At 59.4% G+C, this 18,218-nt stretch carries 14 protein-coding genes and 1 tRNA gene; 9 read left to right on the top strand and 6 right to left on the bottom strand.

Features of this window, described 5'->3' with window-relative positions:
• From NSE01_RS12180 to NSE01_RS12195, 4 genes are all read left to right on the top strand, one after another.
• Positions 1–747, top strand: a 747-nt coding sequence (locus NSE01_RS12180; RefSeq protein ID WP_147159916.1) for a PD-(D/E)XK nuclease family protein, incomplete at its 5' end; no start/stop codon positions are given.
• Positions 731–1,951 (top strand): DUF6361 family protein, encoded by a 1,221-nt coding sequence (locus tag NSE01_RS12185; protein ID WP_246135189.1) that lies wholly within the window; start codon positions 731–733, stop codon positions 1,949–1,951. The genes NSE01_RS12180 and NSE01_RS12185, both read left to right, overlap by 17 nt.
• Positions 1,948–3,795: a phospholipase D family protein gene (locus NSE01_RS12190; protein ID WP_147159917.1), complete on the top strand. Its 1,848-nt coding sequence runs from the start codon at positions 1,948–1,950 to the stop codon at positions 3,793–3,795. The genes NSE01_RS12185 and NSE01_RS12190 overlap by 4 nt, the downstream gene beginning before the upstream one ends.
• The gene (locus tag NSE01_RS12195) at positions 3,785–6,907 is read left to right on the top strand and encodes a helicase C-terminal domain-containing protein (RefSeq protein WP_147159918.1); all 3,123 of its coding nucleotides are present in this window, start codon (positions 3,785–3,787) and stop codon (positions 6,905–6,907) included. Before NSE01_RS12190 ends, NSE01_RS12195 begins: the two co-directional genes overlap by 11 nt.
• A gap of 28 nt (positions 6,908–6,935) precedes the next feature.
• Here NSE01_RS12195 and NSE01_RS12200 read toward each other — a convergent pair whose 3' ends face one another.
• Entirely contained in the window at positions 6,936–7,568 is a 633-nt protein-coding gene (locus NSE01_RS12200) for a hypothetical protein (protein WP_147159919.1), read from the bottom strand.
• A 91-nt stretch (positions 7,569–7,659) separates the two neighbouring features.
• Entirely contained in the window at positions 7,660–8,175 is a 516-nt protein-coding gene (locus tag NSE01_RS12205; RefSeq protein ID WP_147159920.1) for a hypothetical protein, read from the bottom strand.
• A 245-nt stretch (positions 8,176–8,420) separates the two neighbouring features.
• Here NSE01_RS12205 and NSE01_RS12210 point away from each other — a divergent pair, with 245 nt between their 5' ends.
• From NSE01_RS12210 to NSE01_RS12230, 5 genes are all read left to right on the top strand, one after another.
• On the top strand, positions 8,421–9,104 hold the full coding sequence (locus NSE01_RS12210; RefSeq protein ID WP_147159921.1) for a hypothetical protein: 684 nt from the start codon (positions 8,421–8,423) through the stop codon (positions 9,102–9,104).
• Positions 9,101–10,114, top strand: a complete 1,014-nt coding sequence (locus NSE01_RS12215) for a hypothetical protein (protein WP_147159922.1) — start codon at positions 9,101–9,103, stop codon at positions 10,112–10,114. The genes NSE01_RS12210 and NSE01_RS12215 overlap by 4 nt, the downstream gene beginning before the upstream one ends.
• 339 nt (positions 10,115–10,453) lie before the next feature.
• Positions 10,454–10,885, top strand: a complete 432-nt coding sequence (locus NSE01_RS12220; protein ID WP_147160048.1) for a hypothetical protein — start codon at positions 10,454–10,456, stop codon at positions 10,883–10,885.
• 28 nt (positions 10,886–10,913) lie between these two features.
• Positions 10,914–11,690: an NYN domain-containing protein gene (locus tag NSE01_RS12225; protein ID WP_082797031.1), complete on the top strand. Its 777-nt coding sequence runs from the start codon at positions 10,914–10,916 to the stop codon at positions 11,688–11,690.
• A gap of 96 nt (positions 11,691–11,786) precedes the next feature.
• On the top strand, positions 11,787–13,250 hold the full coding sequence (locus tag NSE01_RS12230) for an ADP-ribosylglycohydrolase family protein (protein ID WP_147159923.1): 1,464 nt from the start codon (positions 11,787–11,789) through the stop codon (positions 13,248–13,250).
• A 35-nt stretch (positions 13,251–13,285) separates the two neighbouring features.
• On the opposite strand, the gene NSE01_RS12235 is transcribed toward NSE01_RS12230, so the two are convergent.
• The 4 genes from NSE01_RS12235 to mrdA form a co-directional block, all read right to left on the bottom strand.
• The gene (locus NSE01_RS12235) at positions 13,286–14,509 is read right to left on the bottom strand and encodes a hypothetical protein (RefSeq protein WP_147159924.1); all 1,224 of its coding nucleotides are present in this window, start codon (positions 14,507–14,509) and stop codon (positions 13,286–13,288) included.
• Between the two features lie 309 nt (positions 14,510–14,818).
• Positions 14,819–14,894 (bottom strand) — tRNA-Lys (locus NSE01_RS12240).
• A 78-nt stretch (positions 14,895–14,972) separates the two neighbouring features.
• On the bottom strand, positions 14,973–16,088 hold the full coding sequence (rodA, locus tag NSE01_RS12245; RefSeq protein ID WP_147159925.1) for a rod shape-determining protein RodA: 1,116 nt from the start codon (positions 16,086–16,088) through the stop codon (positions 14,973–14,975).
• Between the two features lie 3 nt (positions 16,089–16,091).
• Positions 16,092–18,218, bottom strand: a complete 2,127-nt coding sequence (gene mrdA, locus NSE01_RS12250) for a penicillin-binding protein 2 (RefSeq protein WP_147159926.1) — start codon at positions 18,216–18,218, stop codon at positions 16,092–16,094.

Below are 18,218 nucleotides of genomic sequence, written 5' to 3' on the forward strand. Positions count from 1 at the left end.
CTTTTGAACGACGTCTGTGGCATCAAGTTGCAGGGCAATCAGATCACTGTCGGTTCGGCGCACTTCCCGTCGCGCATGACGATCTGTGACAAGGAGATCCCGGCATCTTTCGATACGGAAGGCACAGTCTGCTTGGCGAGCAATGACCGCGAACCCAGATTTGCCATTGAAAAGCGAGCGGTCGCCGCCCTGGTTTCGGTGGTCAGTCCCTCGCAGGCCGTCGCCACCGCTCGGCCGCTGCCTCGTCAAATCGAGACCCGGGCGATATCAGCGGGTGTCCGGCTCACCGGAACGGACCTCGCGCAGGCAACGGATAAGGGAACTGCTGTCCACGAAGCCTTACGGATTTTGCTGTGCAGGCCGGATCTGCGGCACAGAGTGGGTCAGCATTGCCGGATCGCCGAGGCTGAAATCGAGCTGCTCGCGCAACAGGCGCAAGCTCTCCGGCAGACTCTCACTGAGCTTGGTTATTCGCGCCTGCATATCGAACAGCCAATCGAAATCGAACTGGCCGACGGAGGCCGTCAGAGCATCATAGTCGATCTGATTGCCGAGGGAGCGCATGGCTTCATGATCGTCGACCATAAGAGTGGCCCGGTTGCTGACCACTTAGCCCGGTTCGAGAGCTATTGGCCGCAGCTAGCAGCCTACATCAACACCGTTGGCGATCGAGGAAACAAGCCCGTTAACGGAGCGGCTGTATTTTGGACGGAAACCGGCGAACTGACGCTTGGAATTGGAATTTGAGGGGCAGCTGCACTTGGCGCATGGCATGAATTCAGCGATTGGCTGGATCGATTTTGACGAATCTGAACGTGACCGTGCGCAGCGGTTGATGGACCTGTTTCGAGAACAGGACAGCCGCGATGAACTGGGCCTTGGCGCGATTAGAGATTCCATCGCCGATCATCTGTTTCCTGGGACAAGTACCATCCAGACGCGGCTGCGGTACATGCTCTTCATTCCATGGGTACTGAGGTCATTGCCTTCAAACCTTGGGGTCCGGGAAATGGCCGCCAAAGCGAGACAAAAGGAAATTGAACTCGTTAGGGCCTTGATCGCGGGAGCACCGAAAGACGTCGGAATCATTGGACGGGACGCGGGCGATAAGCTCAAGCGCTTGCCCAGCAGCGTCTACTGGTCCGGCCTGGAAAGCTGGGGCATTCGCTGCTTTCCCGGTTCGATCGAGGCTTACTTTGCGGCGCTTCCGCATTGGCCCAAGGATGCTGCGAAAGATCACGCCGAAGATGATCTTGGAGGTGCTCCGCGCGGTCGTTCGATGTGGCAAGAGCGATTACCTGATCCACCGGCAGGGTGGCCGGAAAACATCGACTTTGAGCTGAAACCCGACGAAGCGAGTTTCCTGCTTGATCGCCTAGTTGAACGTCATCCTAATAGCCTTCTGACTTATCTCGCGTGCAGACACGATCGAGCCAAGGCAGACGCGATCTGGCTGCACCCCCATCTGGCCGATTTCCCTGAGCAAGCAAGAAGGCTGGTCGACCACGCCAGGGTATTCTCGGGCGTGATGCATGGCGCTGCATTGCTCTATAATCTGCTGCTTAGTGAGCAGCGAGCCAAGGAGGACTGGATCGAAAGATACCAGGTCGCGCTTGCTAAATGGAGTGACGAGTTTGATGCAAAGACGCTAGCGTCGTGGTCGTTGGATGACTTCTGGCATGAGACGCGTCACACAGGGCACCAGGTGCTTGAGCCAGCCAAGCGATTTGTCACCGAGTGGGTGTCTCTGATCCGCAAAGAAGGAGGTATTGGCCGCAATCGCGAAGCCGCCAATGCCCTTATCATCACTCGTGAGCGAAGGCTAAAAAAGGGCCAGTCACGGTTCGCAAACACGAGTGCCAGGGATCGTTGGCAAGGAGCCTCCGGTATTGAACGGTTCCAGTTTCGCTGGCCCATCGCCCGCAGCTACTTGAAGGATCTCAAACCTTGACCCGGAACACGCTCGATCCGGAGATTCGGCTACTGTACGGTGACAGCCTTCAGGCACCACCTGGATATCGCTTCGATGCCGGGGTGGCGACGACCTTCTCGCTCGATTTTGAAACGGCGTTGGCGGTTCCCGTGAGCCTGGCTCTGTTTGCTGCAGACAATCGAGAGGAAATTCTACAGCACCCCATTGCTTTGCTGGAGGGTGCAGAGCGGATTGCTGGGCGCCTGGCTGTCTTTGCCGAAGCCGGCCAGATCCATGCTGCACATGCCCAGCAATCTCGCCTTTGTTCGTTGCTAGAAAAGGTCATCGTCGAGGTCCAAGCTCCAAAGGAAGGAAGCTTCCATCCCAAGATCTGGGCGCTACGGTTCAAGCCCTTGGACAACGAAGGCGATGATCTTCTCCGTGTCCTCGTGTTGTCCCGCAACCTGACACGCGATCGCTCATGGGACGTGGCAGTTCGTCTGGATGGACGCCGCACGCGCCAACCCAAAGCGCAGAACCGTCCGCTGCACACACTGATTTCGACGCTCCCCAGCCTGGCTGTTGGAAACATCACCGAGGCGCAGCATGCTCTCACAATGGAGCTCGCGGAGGACATGCGCTTCGGGGAGTGGATTCTGCCTGACGGGTGTGAAACTCTGGAGTTTGCAGTCAACGGCTTGGGAGGGCGACCTTGGCAGCCGCAAGAATGCACCCGCATCGGCGTAGTCTCGCCATTTTGTGACGACAAAGCGCTGGCTACCTTAGCGAGCAAAGCACGCCGATCCGCTGAAGTCCTGATCAGCAGGCCTGACCAGCTGGCGTGTATCTCCGCAGAAACGTTGAACGATTTTAAGCATGTCGCCGTGCTCGACGAAATGGCTGAGCGCGAAGATGGTGAAGAAGCTGAGTCGACGGCGTTCGAGGGGCTTCATGCCAAGATCATCGTTGCCGAGCACAGCTGGGACACTCGCCTGACGCTGGGCTCAGGAAACGCCACCACGCCAGCGTTCATTTCAGGGCGCAATGTCGAGTTTTTCGTAACCTTCACCGGCAAAACATCGAAGCTAGGGTCAATCGACACAATCCTCGGAGAAGGCGGCTTCGGGCGATTGACGCGTGCCTATGTCCCGGGAGAGCTGGCCGCTGCTGAAGCATCCGAGCGCGCAGCTGAACGTGTTTTGCTGTTTGCTCGGCGGGCACTTGCGCGAGGTGGTCTCACCATCCGCTGCGAAGCAGAACCAGCCGAAGTTCCCGGAAGCTGGCGCTTGTGGCTGGTTCCGCCAGGAGAGGGAATTACACTGGCGGGAATCGACCAAGTGCGGGTTTGGCCAATAACGCGCGGGGAAGGGCACGCCCGTGATGCCAAAGTTTCCATTGCTTCCGGTCAACCGCTAGATCTTGGCGTGATCCCGCTTGCCGATGTGAGCCGCTTTTTGGCGATCGAGTTGAAGGAGCAGGCAACTGGTCGAACGGTCCTCTTTAGCACTGGCTTGCCGATTGAGGGGCTGCCGGCTGAACGCGACGTGGCGATCATGCGGTCTGTGATCAACGATCGAAAGACATTCCTTCGCTACCTGAGGCTCTTGCTTACGGCCCTTGGTGATCCGTTTTCGGCCGCTCTGGCGGCTGCAGGAAATGGTGGCGGAGCAGGTTGGGCGATGTCGGTCGCGGACGACGAACCGATGCTTGAGGAACTGGTTCGGGCCCTCTGCGCCAAGGATGGTCGGTTGGACGCGGTTGATCGACTGATGACCCGGCTCAGCGAACCGAGCTCTGCGGGCACCGATCCTATACCTGAAGAATTCCGTACGCTTTGGCAGGTCTTTCGCTCCGCACTTGAGGAGGCTGGCCATGGAAAATGAGCGGTTTGACGCGGGGCCTGCCCTAGCTCAGCTAAAGCGATTTCAGCGTCGCACGGTGGACTATGTCTTCGACCGTCTGCACGGCGCAGATCCTGTGCGCCAATTCCTCGTCGCGGACGAGGTGGGCCTGGGCAAGACGATGGTTGCCCGAGGGGTTATTGCCAAGACAATTGAAGCGTTATGGGATCGATCAAAGCGGATCGACATTCTCTACATCTGCTCCAATCAGGCTATCGCTGCGCAAAACCTCAATCGCCTGAACGTGCTGGGAAAGCGCGCGATGGCGCTTCCCACCCGGATGACGTTGGTCCCTTTGCAGCTGCGCGGCGAGCAAGATCTTTCCGCAAACAAGGTCAACTTCATCAGCCTAACGCCGGGGACTACTTTCAATCTGCGATCCACCACCGGAGTGATTGATGAGCGGGCGCTCTTGCTGCGTCTTCTCGAAGAGATGGGCTATCCGTTCACGCCACTCAGAAATGCGTTCCAGGTAGACGCTAAGAGCCGTTGGGACGGATGCGTCAAGGACATGACCCTTGAAGGCATCGACCCAACGATAATCTCGAACTTTGTGAAGTCGGTCCGCGCAGATCTAAAACTGGTTGCAGGTATCGACGAAGTGATTGGGCTGTTCCCGCGTCGGCAGCCAACTTATCCTGATGAGAAGCGCTGGAAGCGCAACGACGTGATCGGCGCGCTCCGGAGCAAGCTGTCACACGCCTGCGTAAGCGCGCTCAAGCCCGACCTCATCATCCTCGATGAATTTCAACGTTTTCGGGAGTTGCTGCGCGGGGAAGGAGAACCAGCTGAGCTGGCACGGGCTCTGTTCGAGTACTCCGACGATACAGCCAGCGCGCGCACCCTTCTTCTCTCAGCGACGCCTTACAAGATGCTCACGCTTACCGGCGATGAGCCGGAAGATGGGGATCATTACGAGGACTTCCTCGAGACGATCGAGTTCCTTTATGGCCGTGACAGGGGCGCAAACATCAAGGTCGAGCTCGACCGTGAAATGCGCCGATTCCGCAACCTCCTCCAGCAACTGCCGACGACTTCGAACGAGGCCAAACGAGCGCGCAACAAAGTTCAGCGTACGCTGAAGCGCGTCATGGCCCGCACCGAGCGCGTAGGCAGCACTGTGCAGCGAGATTCGATGTTGGCGGAGCCAGCGATCGATGTGCAGCTCGCGCCTGTCGATCTCCATCAGGCGGAAGCTTTTGCGCGCGTTGCGCGCGCTGTCGATGCTCGCGAAATCATCGAATATTGGAAGTCCGCGCCTTATCTCCTGAATTTCATGCGTGACTACACGCTCAAGCATCGCCTCAAGGACAAAGCCGCGAATGCTGACCCCGCGTTGCTGTCCGCATTGCGCGACGCACAGGCGCTAGGGATCCGTCGCGAACAAGTCGAAGCCTATCAGCCTATCGATCCGGCGAACGGCCGTCTTCGTGCATTGATGTCAGACCTGTTTGGTTCTGGGCTCCATCAACACCTTTGGCTCCCGCCGGCACTCACATACTATGGTCCTGTCTCGGATGGCCCACCGGCGACGAAGGCGCTCGTCTTTTCAGCATGGCAGATGGTGCCTGACGCACTGGCTGCCCTGCTGTCCTACGAAGCCGAGCGCCGCATGGGAGCGGGTTCTGTCGTTCGATCGTATTCCGAAGCAACTCGTCGTCGCCCATTGCAGTTCAAGCTGGTTGATGGCCGTCCGGCAGCGATGCGGGCGCTGCACCTGATTTATCCATCGCCAACATTGGCCCAAGTAGGCGATCCGCTCGAAGTATTTGCCAGCTCGCAGAAGCAGTTAACGGTGGCTGAAATGCGCACAGCAGTAGCGGAGCGTATTCGAACGGAACTTGGTCACCTGTTCGCTGCAGAAACCGTGGCCGACGTATCTGGTCGGGATTCCGAATGGTCCACTTCGGCGACGATAGACGTACGTCTAAAGACTAAAGCGCCGAGTTGGCTTAAGTACCTTGGCTACCGATGGACAGCACAGGAAGATGGCTTCCGAGAGCATATCTCCGAATTGCATAGAGCGTCGGCTGATGCGTCAATGGGGGCGCTTGACAACGAAACGTTGAATCTGCTGGTGGACGTTGCCCTCGGCAGCCCAGCCGTTTGTGCGTTGCGAGCTCTGCGTCGCATTGCACCAGGATTGGCCTGGGACGATTCAGATCTGCTCGAAGCTGCAGCTTCAATTGCTTGGGGCTTCCGGGCACTCTTCAACCAGCATGACGCTGTCGCCTTGTTGCGGCAGGAGCGTGATGAGCACTATTGGCGCAGTGCTTTGGCGCACGGAGTTGAGCACAACCTGCAGGCTGTGCTTGATGAGTATGCGCATTATCTCGTCGAAGGCGAAGGCTTAGCCTCTAGCTCAGAACGTGATCGCATCGCCGGGGTGGCGAAAGCCATGACTCACGCGTTGGCGGTTCGCCCGTCACAGATCGACTTGGATGATGTGGTTGTCGAGGACAACAAGGTCGTCTTCCACCCGCCTATCAGGATGCGTGGCAGGTTCGCTATGCGTCTAGCTGAGTACAAGGATGACGAAGGCGGAACAGTCCGGCTGGGAAGCGTCCGCGACGCGTTCAATTCTCCTTTCCGGCCGTTCGTTCTGGCCACGACTTCGATAGGCCAGGAAGGGTTGGATTTTCACCCTTATTGCTATCGGGTCTACCATTGGAACCTTCCTGGGAATCCGGTCGATCTTGAGCAGAGGGAAGGGCGGGTCCACCGGTTTAAGGGACACGCCGTTAGGCACAACGTGGCCAGAGCACATGCAGATATGATCCGTATTGCTGCGAAGACTCCGAAAGACCCCTGGGAGGCAATGTTCACCGCTGCGCGGCGGGCAACAAAGAGCTCGTCAGAACTTGTGCCCTATTGGGTTTATGATGGTCCGGTGAAGGTCGAACGGCGCGTGCCGATGCTGCCTATGAGCCGCGAAAACATGCGTCTGCGTTGGCTAAAACGCAGTTTGACACTCTATAGGCTGGCATTCGGGCAGCCGAGGCAGGATGATTTGTTGGCCTATCTTGATCGCCTCGTCGACGAAGGCGTCGACATAGCGACCTTGGAAGAATTGCAGATCAAGCTCGAGCCGTGACCCACTGGACAGGCGATTTCCCTCTCATTCAGGCGGAGCCAATCCGAACAGGAGAAATCTCAAGCAGCAAATAAGGGAGCGCCGCACCGCACTCTGACCAGCGGAATGCGTAGCTCCCGGCGAGGGTGATGGGCGGACCATACGCTCCGGTCTTATAGGTGAGTGTTGTTCCCGCCCCGTAATGGCGTTCGTGGCGGAAATCGAAATCGCTCGTATCGCTCGAATAGCCGCCTTGGTCGACGTAGTGGCGATGGTCAGTCGCTACCAGCATAAAGCCGATATCTGCCACATCTGCGCACTGTTCCAAGCGGGCAATGTCCTTGAAAACGTCGTACCGGTTGTTCGGCTCGCGGTGGTTCTCTCGTTTAAAGAATTTGAGCTCGATCGCACAGCGCCATTCGCGGGCTTCATCGTCAGTGAGCCGAAACCAGACATCAATCCTGCCTCGCTTGCCGCCATTACTGCGAAGCGGTTTTTCCAGTTCTATCGAGAAGGTCTCGCGTTCGCTGATGATCTCGAGATCGGCAGCAGTTGAGATGATGCGACCGAGGTGCAACTGAAGCGTCGCCTCGCTTTCGCAACGGACACGTCCACCGCTTATCTGTCGGAAAAGCGTCGGCACTGCGAGGTTCACGATATTGCGAAGACGATCTAGCGACATTCTACCCTGACTATCCTGAAATGTTAGCTGCGCGAGGCGCGACGCCCTGGGGCCGTTAAACGAGTCCGTCCCGTCCCCGTCTAGATGAGCATCATGCTCGTGAAATAAGAATGCTTGCCGGAAAATCCTTATACTCCGAAGCCATGCTTTCGAAGGCCTCTCCGGATTGTTCAAGGACCGCTTCAACGCTTTCGGTCGGGGACTCTTCGACGGCCCCGTACACCAGGGGTGCTGAAGAGGCAGCTCTAGCTGGCCGTGGAAGCTTTCGATTCCGACCTGCGAGTTCATTTATCAGTTTGGCAAAATGCCACAGGGCTGCTGTTGCATTTTGCCGCCTATCCCGTGGGACATCTTCGCAGACACCAAGCCAGATTTCCTGATCGAGCTGGTCACGATGCTCCATAAGATGAGCGCCGAGCCAGTCCGGATTATCGAACACCAGAGCCTGATAGTCCGCCCCCACTTTAGTACCAAGTCGACGCGCAGCCTGTCGCGGGACCGAGATGATTGGGCCTTCGTCTAGACCCACTTCGAGCGCCTGGAGAATGAGTTCGAAATCATCGCCTGTGTGCATTGAGTCCACCCAGCGGATCCGGAACTTATCCATCTTTCTTGAATCCCTCTTTCTGCGTCGCCGGCGGATGAATGATTGTCGCGACAAATTCGGTCGCAGGAGCTAACTCCTCATTCCATGTCCGCTGGTCGCCAAGTTTGCCTCCGGCTTGGTACCTTTTGGTTGGTCCAATCTCAACATATTGAAGTTGCGGCTGGCAGCAATCGTGCGACCGTTTTTGTCGCGGGTGGTCGCTTGTAAGAATTTGGCTTACGGCTGACCGAGGACGAGGGACAAGAATGGGCCTATTTAATCGCATTTTTCTCGGGCACCGGATCGATGATTGGGCGTCGGAATACTCGCTTGTTGCGGCCAGAACGCTCAATCAGGTCGCGGCTGACTTGATAGCGAGCGCTGAGCAAGACGTTTCCAATGCAAACCTAAAGGACGGCCTTTGGGCGCAATCGGCCTTCCTACAAGTCAGCATCGCTCCGAAGGTTCGCGAAGTTGCTGAACCAGTCGCGATTGAGATCCTCAAAGAAGCAAACACCGCACTCGCTGCGATCGTAGAGGAACAAGCCGTCTGGGTAAGAAGCCCGGACTATGTCGAGCAACCAGGAGCCGTATTCGATGGCGCCAGGGATATCGCAGCCGCGGCAGTGCCGCTCGCTGCGGGTGTTGCGACCGCCGCATCACTTCCTTTCGCAGCGGTGACAACCACGACCGCGTGGCTTGGCCTGGTCACCACGACAACAATCAGCTGGCCGGTTGTAGTTGGCGGGGGCGCGATCGCTGGATTGGGCATTGCAACGGGGCTTCTCAACACTGCCAAGATTCGCGACCGGGCCCAAGCCAGACTGCGCGACCGCGTCCGTTCCTTTGTCGTCGGCTCGCTAATCGGCAGACATGAAAACTCACCGTCGATTCTGCAGCAGTTGACTGCGGAGTTTGACCGCGCAGCGAAGCGTGCAAAAGCGATATGATCGGTTCACTTGCTCACGTGGTACTGCGAGAAGTACCCGCCGAACTTCTGGCTGGCGTAGCATCGGGCCAATACCGCGTGGCAGGTTCGATAATCCAGTCAGTTTCTTCAGGACGGGTTGTCGGGCATCTACAAGAGACGTCGGCAATATCGTCTCTGCTGAACTTCAGCCCACTCAGCCTGCCGCAAATGGCGATTGATGCAGTTTCCGTCGTCCAGAATGAGCAGATCAAGGCTGCGATATCTGTCGTTCAGTCGCTACAAATCGCGAACCTCGTGGCCAGTGGCATGGGTATTGGTGTTTCCGTAGCTGGTGCCGCGATCTTGGCGAAGCGAATCGCCAGGGTAGAGGAGAAGGTCGACGCGATCCTCCCAAACCTTGCTGCGATTGTGCGGGGACTGGAAGCCATGCGAGTCGAGAGAATCACGGAGGATTTCACACGACTTCGAACATTGGTGGGTCAGGTCGAAGAGGCTTGGCTGCCATCGGCATCACAAAGAGAATGGATTGCAATTGCACGGGATGCACATTTTCTGGCGGATAGCTTCGAACGCCGCGCTCGAGAGCTAGGCGCTGCGAGCGATGTGCTCAACACCGAACCATTGGTCGAAGCTTTCGCTCTCGCCTCAGGGCTGCGTGTCACCGCCCGGATGGCATCCTGCCAAGACGATATGGCCAGGGAGGCTGCGAGCTCTCGGGCACTCACACTGGTACAGTTGGGAGAGGCGATCCAGTTAGCCCCTCTCGCTCTTGCTCACGCGCCAATGGAAACCGCTGGCACGTCTACGTGGTTAGATCTCTTGGAGCAGAAGGCAGACGACCTGCGCTCAACAGTTGCTCGAGTGCGCGAGCGCGAGATCGCCGCTGCCGGCACAGCTGAGACTCTCCATGAGCTGGCACGCCAAGGGGTATCCGGTCGAGAATGGCTCGATACCGCGAAATCCGAGGGGCACAATCCCCTGCTGTTTCTCCCCGTCCGCGATGTCAACGCGCCAGAGCAAACCCGGTGACAAGGCACGCAGGCGATCGAACCAGGAGGTGGGTTCGCATGTTCTCTGAAAGCGAGGGTGGCCTGGTTTGCGATAATTTCATCCCGGTTCGTTGATTAGGGAAAGGCAGATTGGATGGCCGGGCCGAGCGAAGTGATCACGGCTGTCGAAATGGCCGAGGCCAGCGGGATAGACCCCAAGCGACTACGAGCAGCCCTTCGAGCTGCACACCTCCAATGGCATCCGCACAACGGACGCTGGGAGGCCGTGCGAGGGAGCGATCAGCATCGAGACATGGAACGGGTCATGGCGCAGCTATGCGGAGGGAGTGTCAGGCTCCGATCGACGTTAAAGGCTGTAATGGGCGCTTCCGAAGCCGCAATTCGCGACGAGCAGTACGTGCTCGATCTCTGCGACGCAGTTATCGGGCTGAAGGCCGTCCGGCAGCATTGCTTTCCGTTTCTGACCGGAGATCCAGATCGGCGTGGTTACCGAAAGCCATTGCCTGTCGATGGCTTTTATCCGGCTCTTGGCCTCGTCGTGGAATATCATGAGCGCCAACACCGCGAACGCGTCAGCTTCTTCGACGACAAGCCAACGGTATCTGGCGTGCCTCGAGCCGACCAGCGCCGACGATATGATGAGCGCCGCGCCGATTTGCTTCCGAGGCATGGCTACAGTTTGGTCGTTCTCAATGTGGATGAATTTGCACACGATAGGGCCAAGCGCCTGCTCAGGACCACTCAAGATCAGGCTGTTGTCAGCCGCCGCCTTGCACGTTTTATCGGCTGATTAATGGATATTGGGGCAATGGTGCAAAATGGCCAATGAACCTCGCACTCCACGTCTTGCTGTCTTGATTGACGCAGACAATGCATCTTCCCGGATCGCGCCGCGCCTTTTTGAAGAGATTGCAAAGATCGGTGAAGCAAGTGTCCGCCGCATTTACGGTGATTTCTCCGGCACTCGGCTTAAATCCTGGGCCGACGTTCTCGCCACACATGCGATCAAGGCGCACCAGAACTTTGCATATACCAGCGGCAAGAATGCCTCGGATATTGCTTTGGTCATCGACGCGATGGATCTTTTGCACACCGGTCGTTTCGACGGGTTTTGCCTTGTCTCTTCGGACAGTGATTTTACCGGTCTCGCCTCGCGCATTCGTGAGCAAGGTATCGATGTCTACGGCTTCGGAGAGCAGAAAACTCCCGAGAGCTTCCGACAAGCGTGTCGCCGCTTCATTTACACTGAGAACCTGCTGCCAGAGGCGCCAACGTCAGATGAGCCAGGCCGACAGGATGCCCGTCCGGCTAGTGTAAAGAAGTCGCCCACTGCTGCGGCACCTTTGATCCGAACTGCCATCTCACAGCTCGATGATGAAGGGGGCTGGGTGCCTCTTGGGCGGGTGGGCCAACGCCTTGCGGCGCTCGCCTCCGACTTTGACCCCCGAACCTATGGTGAAGGCAAACTGAGCGATTTGGTCGAGAAGGCAGGCAGCTTTGAATCACGCAGAACTGAAACAGGGCATTTGCAAATCCGGGTCTCTCCGTCTGGGAAGGCGGGCCAGCCTAAAGCAAAGAAGGCAAAATCCGGATGAAAGTCCCGGCTTCCCCCTTTGCGCCAACCAATAGCTGTAGGATGCCCTTAACCACGTGCGACCGATAATGTCGTACATGGCTCATATCAAAGCGCCATGAGCAGAAATCTTCGAACAAGCACCACTGATCCGATCCAGATCCCAACCCTTTCGGCCGCGTCAGGACGCATCGGCATCTCCTTTTGTCCCGGTAAGCAAGGGCCTGCGCTCGCTGGCTTTGAGTGGAAGCGTGACCTTGCGGCGGATCTGGACGCGGTGCGTGAGTGGGGGGCCGCCGCTGTCGTCTCTCTTATTGAAAAGCACGAAATCGAGCTGCTGGGGGTCGCAGATCTGGAGACTGCGGTTGCTGCTCGCGGGATGGAATGGTTTCATCTCCCGATCCCCGACGTCACGGCGCCTGGCGAGGAATTCGAGCAACGATGGCACCAGTCCGGAGCCCGACTGCGCAGTCTCCTCACCAACGGGGAGAGCATCTTTCTCCATTGCCGGGGAGGATTGGGCCGGGCCGGCACTGTGGCAGCGAGACTGCTCATCGAACTCGGCATCACCGGCGCCGATACCGCAATCGCCACAGTACGACAGGTCAGGCCGGGCGCTATCGAGACGAGATCGCAGGAAGATCACCTTCGAGCGATCGAGCGCATTTACGATCGGTCCATTGGATGTCTCATTGGTCTAGCGGTCGGTGATGCTTTGGGCACGACCCTCGAGTTCAAGCCGCGGGACACCTATCCCCACATCACAGATATGGTCGGGGGAGGGCCGTTCGGCTTGGACGCGGGGACTTGGACCGATGATACGTCCATGGCCCTTGCGCTTGGAGAGGCTCTTCTGGCCAGCGCAGCAAAAGGCTCGGCCTTCGAACCGGAAGAAGCACAGCGGCGGTTCATCGATTGGTGGCGGAACGGCGCCTTCAGCCCCACGGGAAGTTGTTTCGATATTGGCATTGCAACTCGCCAAGCCCTTGCACGCTTCGAGGAAACTGGCGACCCGATTGCCGGCTCGACCGATCTGCATTCAGCAGGCAACGGCTCACTAATGAGGCTTGCGCCTGTTGCGATTTGGGGGATCCGGCAGGATCCCGCTGTCGTAACGCGAGTAGCCCGCCGACAGAGCATGACCACGCACGCTGCAGACGCGTGCCTCGACGCCTGTGAAGCGTATGCACTAGTCTTGCGGGCGGTTATCCTAGGTGCGGACGTTGAGGAGGCCCTGGCGGTTCCAGCGGACGGATTTGGGCCTGTGATCGGCCCAATCATGGCCGGTAGCTGGCGTGGGAAAACGCGGGATCAGATTTCCAGCAGCGGCTTCGTGGCGCACAGCCTCGAAGCAGCGATCTGGTCCGTTGCAAACACCAGGAGCTTCGATGAAGCCGTGCTGTTGGCAGCTAACCTCGGTTATGATGCCGATACCACTGCTGCCATTGCCGGCCAGTTGGCTGGTGCGATCTATGGCGCTTCTTCAATTCGGCAGTCGTGGCTCGATAAGCTGGCCTGGCGCGACGAGATTGAGTCTCTCGCTCGCCGCTTGGCTTTCCCGACGGCTTCGCGGCTAGGCTAGCGAAGGCATTCCCATCGCCGGCTCATGATTGATGGTCACCAGTACGATTTTGGGTAAAACCCGCGATCATCGTCAGCTCCAAAGATATGTTGCTCCTGAAACAGTTCGTCCAGGCCAGCCGCACTTAACCTCTGATCGGCTGCAGACAGCTTCGTCCGGGCCCAGGCCACGAATTCGGCGACACGAGTGGCCTGTTCGTCCGCAAGTTCCTCCTCCAATCTTGTAACAAAAGCCGCCAGGCGATCTCTGCGTTCGAGACGGGCAAACACATCCTCAATGACCTTGTCCCTGCGCTCGGCAATGTAGGCCAGCCGTTGGGCTTCGATTCGGCGTCGTTTCGCCTCCTCCTCTCGTAGCCGCGCCTCTTCCGCTTTCTGGTCGTCTTCTGCCTTTGCGGCAGCCAGAACGGCGAGCCCAACAGCAATGTCTGGCGCCAAATTCTCAAGTCGTTGGAGCTTGGCGTCTTTGAATGCTCTGCGAACCTGCGACGCGTACCGTAGGTGGATATCAAACTCGAAGGCTAGCTGACCGGTGGGTATGTAGTCCCATTCCGGTCGTCCAAAACTGAAGCTGTGAGGCGTCCAATCGCTGCGGCTCCAATCCCGCGATCGCCGTCGCTGACGACGCTCGTCTTCGGCGATCTCCTCAGGTGTCAGAACATGCTTGATGCGTTTGTAGGCTTCCTTGATGGCGAACGGGATAGCCACGGAGCCGTTGGTGAAAGTCGCCTTGCTTGCCTTTGCGGAAAGCTCAAATCCTTGGGCCTTAGCGGCAGCTACGATCTGGAGGAGACACAACTCTGCCCGGTCGATTGAAGCCGGAGCCAGTTCGAGATGGACATATCCTTCCGACGAAAGGGTGACGATGCCGGTGTTTCCGGGCTTTGCCTTTCGCAGCTTGTCGAAGCTCTTTTGCACCAAGGGATGCGAGAGCACCTCTCCCGACAGATCCAGTTCTGACGCCTTTATACGTGCTTGTTCTCGTGCCGACGCTAAGTTGCCAGGTTCTTGCCGGACCTCACCACTTGCTATGACTACTGTGAGGGCTACCCCAGCTTTGGCCTTCGGAAGCGGAATTCGCTTCACTTTGTGGCCGGCGGCATGCTTGGCCCACCAGCCGAGAGGTGGGTTGGGGATGTCGTGCTTTCTGCATATCTTGTGAAGTGCAACGTCCGACAGTCTGAAATCCTTGGCTAGGTGCGTCATCGGCTTTGACCAGACTAGCTCATAGAATTCTTCGCGGGTGAACCTTTGGCTCATCTCGGCGGATCTCCAGCCTTGCAAACAGGTATGTGCGGCACGAAGCAGAGCGTCAGACTATGCGACAAGCGGCTCTCGCACGGGCATCTGTCGAAACTCTGCGAACTAAAAACTACCTTCGTAGCTCCAGCGCTATCGCAGCCGTCCTTGCGATTCCGAATGCGTCCACATCCAGGACGCGACAAACTGCCAAAGCGATCAAGCCAATCGTATATCTACGCTGCTACCTAGAGAGCTACCTAGTAGAGCAAAGGGAGGCGAGCGCAAGGCTCCGGGCGCCCGCTAAACCATTCAACTTATTGAGGAAAGTGGTGGACGCACTTGGGCTCGAACCAAGGACCCGCTGATTAAGAGTCAGCTGCTCTACCAACTGAGCTATGCGTCCACACCGTACCGCTTCCGGCAACCGGGAGCGGCCCCTTTAGCGATTTCTCGGAGGCTGCCAAGCCCCAAATTTGAAAAATTATCTGATGCCCCCGTCGCGGGTACGTGACCAGCGGTCTACGGCCATCAGGGTGCCGATGCAGAGCATGTTGGTCATCATCGAGGAACCGCCGTGGCTGACGAAGGGCAGGGGGATTCCCACCACCGGCGCGAGGCCCATCACCATCATCAGATTGATGCACACGTAGAAGAAGATCGTGGTCACCATGCCCGCCGCGAGGAGGCGCGAGAATCGGTCTGGCGCGCGCAAGGCGACATTGAGGCCCCAGCGCAGCACCAGCGCGAATACGCAGAGCACGAAGAAGCCGCCGATCATGCCCCACTCTTCCGCCATCGTCGCAAAGACGAAATCGGTGTGCGCTTCGGGCAGGTAATCGAGGTGGCTCTGCGAACCTTGCCCGAAGCCCTTGCCGAACAGGCCGCCCGATCCAATCGCGATCTTGGACTGCGTGATGTGATAGCCCGAACCCAGCGGATCGCTTTCGGGATCAAGGAACACCAGCACGCGCTTGCGCTGGTAATCGTGCAGCACGGTGAAGAAGGCGAGCGGCGCGGCGACTGCGACCGTCGCGCCGCCGGTTATGAACAGCCACAGCGGCAGCCCCGCAAGGAACATGATGACGACCGCGCCGAAACTGATCGCAAGGCCGGTGCCGAGATCGGGCTGCAGCATCACGAGCCCGGCGGGCAGGCCTAGCAGCACCACCGCCGGCGCAATCGCGCGCCAGGTGCGGATTTCGCTCGGCGGCAGCACGCTGTAGAACCATGCCAGCACCAGCACGATGCCCGGCTTCATCAGTTCGGATGGCTGCAACTGCATGAAGCCCAGATTGAGCCAGCGCTGGCTTCCCCCGCCAACCCGCCCAATCAGTTCGACCAGCACGAGCAGCACGCAAAGCAGCGCATAAGAAGGCAGTGCCGCGTTCTTGAACCACGTCTGCGGGATGCGCGAGATCACCATCGCCATTCCGAGGAACACCACGAAACGCACCACGTGGAGCAGCGCCCACGGCATGAGATGCCCGCCCGCTGCCGAATAGAGCACGGCGCCGCCGAACACGACGAGCGCCGAGAGCGGGAGGATCACGCCCCACGGCTGGCGGGCGATGAACGCCGGGATATAGGCGCGCTGCATGTCCTAGGCTCCCGGCGCAGGGCCGGCCGGGACCGGGGCGGCGGGAGTAGGCGCGGCGGCTGGAGCGGGGGTTTCTGCTGGGGCAGGGGTCGCCTCAGGTTCGGGCGCGGGCGGCGCAGCATCGGTCTGCGCGGCGGTGGGTTCGGCGGCGGGGGCGTTGTCGGCTTCGACTGCCTCGGCGGCCTGTTCCTCGTCGGGCGCCTTGGGCGCGGTGGCGCCGAACTTGGCGGCATAGGCGTTGTACTTGGCGGCCATGCGCTGCTGGACGTTGCCGCCCCATTCCTTCTCATAGCCTTCAAGCACTTCCATCGCCTTGGCGCGGTCGAACAGGAAGGTCATCACATCGCGCGCGATGGGATAGGCCGCGCCCGAACCGCCGCCGTGCTCGATGGCAACGGCGCAGGCATAGCGCGGCTTGTCGAACGGGGCGAAGCAGATGAAGTGGCCGTGGTCGCGGTGCTTCCACAGGCCGCCCTTGCCGTTGCCGATGTTGAGCCCGACGACTTGCGCGGTGCCGGTCTTGCCGGCCATCTGCACGCCCTCAATCGGGATGCGCGCCTTGCCGGCGGTGCCCCGCCCGTTGACGACTTCGTTCATCGCGGCGTGGATGATATCGAGATGGTCCTGCCGGATGCCGAGCGATGGCGCACGCGGCGCGTGTCGGTCCATCAGCAAGCGCGGGGTGAGTTGCAGGCCCGAGGCAAGACGCGAGGCCATGACCGCCTGCTGCAGCGGATTGACCAGCATGTAGCCCTGGCCGATCGTGGCGTTCACCGTATCATAGATCGCCCATTCCTTGCCGTACTTGCGCTGCTTCCACGCAGGATCGGGCACCGTGCCATAGGATTGGCCGGGGTAGGGCATCGGGAATTCCTGCCCAAGCCCCAGCCGCCGCGCCATGGCGGCGATGCGGTCCATGCCGATCTGCTGGGCGAAGTGATAGAAATAGACGTCGCAGGACTGGTAGATGCCCTTCGACATGTTGGTGGTGCCGTGGCCGCGGTGGTTCCAGCAGTGGAACACGCGGTTGCCAACGCGTAGTCCGCCCGCGCAGCCCACGCTGGCTTCGGGATCGAGCCCGGCCTCGAGAAACGAGAGCGCCACCATCGGCTTGACGGTGGAGCCCGGCGGATAGAGCCCGCGCAGCACCTTGTTGCGCAAGGGTACGTGGTCATCCTCCGAGAGCATCTTCCATTCGATGCGGCCGATGCCGTCGGCAAAACTGTTGGGATCGTAGCTGGGCATCGAGACCATGGCGAGCAGATCGCCGGTCGCGCAGTCCATCACCACGACCGAGCCGGATTCGAGGCCGATGCGGCGTGCGGCGTAGTCCTGCAGCGCAGCGTCGATGGTGAGTTGGATAGGCTTTCCCGGCACATCCTCACGCGTGCCGAGATCGCGCACGACGCGCCCGCCCGCCGTCGCCTCCACCCGCCTTGCGCCGGGCACGCCGCGCAGGCGCTCCTCGAAATGCTTTTCGAGGCCGTCCTTGCCGATCTTGAAGCCCGGCGTGATGAGGAGCGGGTTGTGTTCCTTGAGGTAGTCGTCTGCCGACGCGGGGCCGACATAGCCGACCAGATGGCCGACCGCCGCGCCGGTTGGATAATAGCGCGAGAAGCCGCGCTGCGGGATCACGCCGGGAAGTTCGGGCAGGCGCACGCTGACGGCGGCGAACTTGTCCCAATCGAGGTTCGAAGCGACCTCGACCGGCTGGAAACCGCGTGCCTTCTCGAGCTTGTCCTTGATGTCGCTGACGCGGTCGGCGGTGAGGCCGAGGAGCTTTGACAGCGTGCTGAGCGTGGCATCGGCATCGACCACCCGGTCGGGCACGAGATCGACGCGGAAATCGGCGCGATTGGCGGCGAGCGGCGCGCCGGTGCGGTCGATCACCCAGCCGCGCCGGGGCGGGATCAGCGTGAGGTTGACGCGGTTGCTTTCAGAGGCCGCGCGGTACTTGGCGTTTTCCGCGACGGCCAGCCAGGTCAGCCGCCCGGCCAGCAGCAGACCGACGCTCGCCTGCGCCATGCCCAGCACGAACGTGCGCCGCTCGAACGAATGCGTCAGCTGTGCGCCGGTGACCGGCAGCGGCTTCGTCTGTTTGGACCAGGGCCATGCCCACTTCTGGCGCAC

Origin of the sequence: Novosphingobium sediminis (assembly GCF_007991615.1) — a bacterium.
Lineage (GTDB): Bacteria > Pseudomonadota > Alphaproteobacteria > Sphingomonadales > Sphingomonadaceae > Novosphingobium > Novosphingobium sediminis.